Below are 4,679 nucleotides of genomic sequence, written 5' to 3'. Positions count from 1 at the left end.
GACAAATCCAGCTACGACGTCAACCGTACGGATTTCGAGCTGATCGCCGGCCAGGGCTATCGCTGGAAGATCACGTCTCACGGCGGCTTCGAATACAAGTTCATGACCGACTTGTGGCGCAACGTCTGGATCGACCAGATCGTCGTAAACGATCTCGAAGTGCATATGGCCGGCGCGCCGGCCTGGCTCGAATTCGACGATGCGGGAACCATATTGGTTCAGTTCCACACCGTGCGCCCGGGCGAGTACAGCTGGTCCGTCCCCGATCTTGCCGACAAGGGCCTCAAGGGAAAGATCACGATCAAATGAGACCTGGCAAATGAGACCTGGCACACGAGAACGGGCGAATGAGAACGGCGCGCATATGAGGACAGGGTGATCGGCGTGCAGCATGTGCGGACAGGCGGGCCGGGAAATGAGGTGGCGGCGCTCGACGTCGCCGGCGTCAGCCATTCCTACGGTTCCAAACGGGCGCTGAACAACGTGTCCTTCTCGATCGCCCCGGCGACTTTCACCGTTCTGCTCGGCCTCAACGGGGCGGGCAAGACAACCTTGTTCTCGCTGATCAGCCACCTTTACGACACCCGCCACGGATCGATCCGCATCTTCGGCCATGACATCCGCCGCGCTTCCGGCGAAGCGCTCAGATGTGTCGGCATCGTGTTTCAGGCACGCACGCTCGACCTCGATCTCAGCGTGTACCAGAACCTCTCCTACCACGCCGCGCTGCACGGTATCGGCGGGCGCGAGGCCCGGCAGCGCATCGCCACCCTGCTCGAAACGGTCGACATGCGGGGCCGTGAGCACGACAAGGCCCGCTCCCTCTCCGGCGGCCAGATGCGACGGATCGAGATCGCCAGGGCGCTGCTCCACCGCCCCTCCCTGCTGCTGCTCGACGAGGCGACCGTCGGTCTCGACATCCAGTCGCGCGCCGGCATCCTGGCCACCATCCGCAGGCTCGTCGACACCGAGGGCATCGGCGTTTTGTGGGCCACGCACCTGATCGACGAAGTCGAGGACGGCGACCATGCCGTCGTGCTGCGCCAGGGCAACCTCGTCGCCAGCGGCACGGTGTCCGATCTGATCCAGGCCAGCGGCACCGGTTCGATCCGCGACGCCTTCTCGAAGCTCAACCGCAGCGACACGGCCGGCATTGCGGAGATTTCGCCATGAGCACGTCCGCGACGCCGCAAAAACTCGCCTCTGTCACGCCGGTGAGGTCGGGCGCGTTCGGCCTGCGTCACTATCTCATCTGCCTCAAGGGCGTCGTGCTCCGCGAGTGCCTGCGTTTCCTGCATCAACGCGAGCGCTTCATCTCCTCGCTGGTCAGGCCTCTCGTCTGGCTGTTCATCTTCGCCGCCGGCTTTCGCCAGGTCCTCGGCGTCTCGATCATCCCGCCTTACAAGACCTACGTCCTTTACGAGGTCTACATCACGCCCGGTCTGTGCGGCATGATCCTTCTGTTCTCAGGCATGCAGTCTTCGCTGTCGATGGTCTACGACCGTGAGATGGGCAATATGCGCACCCTGCTCGTCAGCCCGTTTCCGCGCTGGTTCCTGTTGGTGTCGAAGATGCTTGCCGGCGTCGCCGTGTCGATCGCGCAGGTCTACGCCTTCCTGATCGTGGCGTGGTTCTGGGGCGTCAAGGCGCCGCCCCTCGGCTACCTGTTCGTGCTGCCGGCGCTGTTTTTGTCGGGCATGATGCTTTGCGCCCTCGGGATGCTTTTGTCCTCCATGATCAAGCAGCTCGAAAACTTCGCCGGCATCATGAACTTCGTGATATTCCCTGGCTATTTCGCCTCACCGGCCCTCTATCCGTTGTGGCGCATCCAGGAGGCCAGCCCCCTCCTCTACAAGATCTGTCTCGTCAATCCGTTCACCTACGCGGTCGAACTGATCCGCTTCGCCTTTTACGGGCAGGTCGATTGGGTGTCGCTGGGCGTCGTCGCCGGATGCACGCTGCTGTTCCTGGCCGCAGCCATCATCGCCTACGATCCCTCGCGCGGCCTGATGACTCGCAAGCAGGACACGGGAGGAAATGCCTGATGGCCAGAACAGCCTTTGCTCTCAGCCTGGTTATGGTCAGCCTGCTTGCGCAGGCCACAAACGCCGGCGCGGCGACCGCCGATCCGGACTGGCCGTGCGTCCAGCGCAAGGTGCCGCAATTGTCGCTCGGCCAAGTCTGGAACGGGCCGGATCTTCCGCCCTCGGCCAAGGACTGGTCGGACGACGCATCGATCTCCGCCCTTGTCGAGGACGTCGCGGCGCGGCGGCTGCCGCTCGGCGATGCGCAGAAGAAGATCAGGGATTTTGCGGAATCGCTTCCGGCCGAGCAGCTTGCAACGAAAATGGCGATGCTCATGCAGGGCCTGTTCGACCACATGGACGCCGAGCGTTCGCACGTGATTGCCGGCATTTCCCGTTACGCTCACAGGCAGCTCGAAATGGCCGCCGACTTGCGCAAGCAAGCGTCCGATGTCGACGCGTTGCGCGCAAAGCCCGACGCGGATCCGGACGAGGTCGAGCGGCGCACCGACCAGCTGAATTTCGCGACGCGGATCTTCACCGAGCGCGCGCAATCGCTGACTTACGTCTGCGACGTGCCGACGATCATCGAACAGCGGCTCTATCAGCTGGCCAAGACCGTCTCCGAGACGCTTGCCGCGAAGAAATAACCTGTCTCGGTCAACTGCTCCGGCCAGGCAGCACGCGCCAGCGCTGCACGAAATAGCCCGGATGTGTCTCCAGCCAATGCGCGACCAGCGGCTGCGCCTGCATGAAGGCCACCCCGGGATTCATGGCCAGGCCGTCCGCCATTTCCTCGCGTTGCTCGCAGGTCTGCGGCATGGCCGACATGCAGACCATCATCACGATTGTATAAAGCATTGCCCCTTCCCCTTCGAAATCCCGAACCCCGCGCCGGGACGCGTGGCGATCTGCCCGCAGGGTTGGCTGCCCTTCCGCCTTGCCGAGAATGCGAATTGCCGCCCGCCCTTCCATTAGCAATAAACAATATAACATGCCGGCCCGCCGATCGCCATGGCGGAGACCCGTTGCTGACGCCCTTTCCGAACCTTTTCGCACGATCCCGACGGCCGATATGTCAGGCGTTTCACTTGGGTCGCCTTGCAGGCGTTCTCGCTTGCCGTGCCGGCGCTGCTTCATCCGCTTCGGCGTGTGGATACAGTTTGCCGAACAGGGGCAGGTAAGTCGCGCCCTTGCGCATCAGGAAATCGTTGAAGGTTGCCATGGCCGGTGAAATCACATGATCGGTGCGCATCACCGAAAACCATTGCCGGCGGATCGGCATCCCGGCCACGTCGAGAATGACGAGCCGTCCGGCTTCCGTTTCCGCGGCGATGGTGTGGGCGGAGATGAAGGCGATGCCGAGACCTGCCATCACCGCCTGCTTGATCGTCTCGTTCGAACCCATCTCGACGCCGAGATCGTCGATCCGGCCGGGCACGTCGCTCAGGAATATCTCCAGCGAGATGCGCGTGCCCGAGCCCGGCTCGCGGATGAGGAAATGCTCCTCGGCGATCCTTTCCTTGGAAATGTCGCGTGCCGAAACCAGCGGATGCTCGGGCGGCGCGACGATGACCAGCGGATGGTCGCCGAAGACCGAAGCGCGCACCGAAACTTCCTTGGGCGGACGGCCCATCAGCGCGATGTCGATGTCGTGGTTCTTCAGCCTGTCGATCGTTTCGGCGCGATTGCCGATGGCAAGCCGCATGTCGATATCGGGATGCTCCTTCATGAAGCCGGCCATCAGCCGCGGCGCGAAATATTTGGCGGTGGAAACGACGCCGAGCCTCAGGCTGCCGGTGCGCACGCCTTTGATGGCGTCCATCTCGTCCTCGAGCATGCGAAGCCGCTCGTCTATGGCCTGTGCCGCCTCGACGAAGGCCAGCCCTGCGGCGGTGGGACGCATGCCGTCCGACGTCCGGTCGAACAAGGCCAGCTGGAATTCCTCCTCCACCTGCCGCAACTGGATCGTGACCGCTGGAGGAGAAAGGCCTAACACCTTGGCCGCGCTAACGATTTTCCCGTGGCTTACGATGGCCTGCACGGTCTTGAATTGCTTGAGCGTGAGATTCCTCATAGGGCATACTAAATTAATTTTAGTGCCTGGGTAAAGTTATTGAATTTTACTTAGCATGGATCGTTTGGTTTCATCGCTCCATCCGGCCTCGAGGGGTACGGCCGGACCGGGAGGTTACGATGCCAGCGGCAACGCTTGACGCCTTTCTGAATTCCTATCTTGGCGACCCCGCGGACGAACGCCGCGCTGCGATCGTGGCCACCGTCCGGCAGCTCACACAGGCCGCCACCAAGGTCCGCAACGCCATCAACCAGGGCGCGCTCGGCGCCGCTTTTGCCGGGACCCGCGGCGCCAATGCCGACGGCGATGTCCAGAAGGATCTCGACGTCTTCGCCGACGACATCTTCCTCGACGCCATGCGTCGCGCTCCGGTCGCGCTCTATGCCTCCGAGGAGCTGGAGCAACCGGTCCTGCTCGACAGGCAGGCCCCGCTCGCCGTCGCCATCGACCCGCTCGACGGCTCCTCCAACATCGACACCAACGTGTCGGTCGGAACGATTTTCTCGCTCCTCCCTGCAACTGGCGCGCCGGACGCCGATCCGGCCGCCTCTTTTTTGCAGGCGGGCGTGAGCATACTG

At 63.0% G+C, this 4,679-nt stretch carries 6 protein-coding genes and 1 pseudogene; 5 read left to right on the top strand and 2 right to left on the bottom strand.

Annotation, left to right across the window (positions count from 1 at the left end; all coding sequences use genetic code 11):
• From EOD07_RS23175 to EOD07_RS23160, 4 genes are all read left to right on the top strand, one after another.
• A partial coding sequence (locus EOD07_RS23175; RefSeq protein ID WP_127237111.1) for a hypothetical protein occupies positions 1-309 on the top strand: 309 nt, incomplete at its 5' end.
• 75 nt (positions 310-384) lie between these two features.
• Complete coding sequence (locus EOD07_RS23170) at positions 385-1,173, top strand: ATP-binding cassette domain-containing protein (RefSeq protein ID WP_127237112.1); 789 nt, start codon at positions 385-387, stop codon at positions 1,171-1,173.
• Entirely contained in the window at positions 1,170-2,045 is an 876-nt protein-coding gene (locus EOD07_RS23165; protein WP_040983865.1) for an ABC transporter permease, read from the top strand. The genes EOD07_RS23170 and EOD07_RS23165 overlap by 4 nt, the downstream gene beginning before the upstream one ends.
• Positions 2,045-2,674: a hypothetical protein gene (locus EOD07_RS23160; protein ID WP_127237110.1), complete on the top strand. Its 630-nt coding sequence runs from the start codon at positions 2,045-2,047 to the stop codon at positions 2,672-2,674. Before EOD07_RS23165 ends, EOD07_RS23160 begins: the two co-directional genes overlap by 1 nt.
• A 10-nt stretch (positions 2,675-2,684) precedes the next feature.
• Here EOD07_RS23160 and EOD07_RS23155 read toward each other — a convergent pair whose 3' ends face one another.
• Positions 2,685-2,885: a hypothetical protein gene (locus tag EOD07_RS23155; RefSeq protein ID WP_041006125.1), complete on the bottom strand. Its 201-nt coding sequence runs from the start codon at positions 2,883-2,885 to the stop codon at positions 2,685-2,687.
• Positions 2,886-3,111: 226 nt separating this feature from the next.
• On the bottom strand, positions 3,112-4,101 hold the full coding sequence (locus tag EOD07_RS23150; RefSeq protein ID WP_127237109.1) for a LysR family transcriptional regulator: 990 nt from the start codon (positions 4,099-4,101) through the stop codon (positions 3,112-3,114).
• A 119-nt stretch (positions 4,102-4,220) separates the two neighbouring features.
• Between EOD07_RS23150 and EOD07_RS23145 the strand changes: the two are divergent.
• Positions 4,221-4,679 (top strand): annotated as a pseudogene (locus EOD07_RS23145) (class 1 fructose-bisphosphatase); the annotation flags it as partial.

This window comes from Mesorhizobium sp. M2C.T.Ca.TU.002.02.1.1 (genome assembly GCF_003997225.1).
Note: the sequence above shows the minus strand (reverse complement) of the source record. Positions and strands in the feature narration are given on the sequence as shown.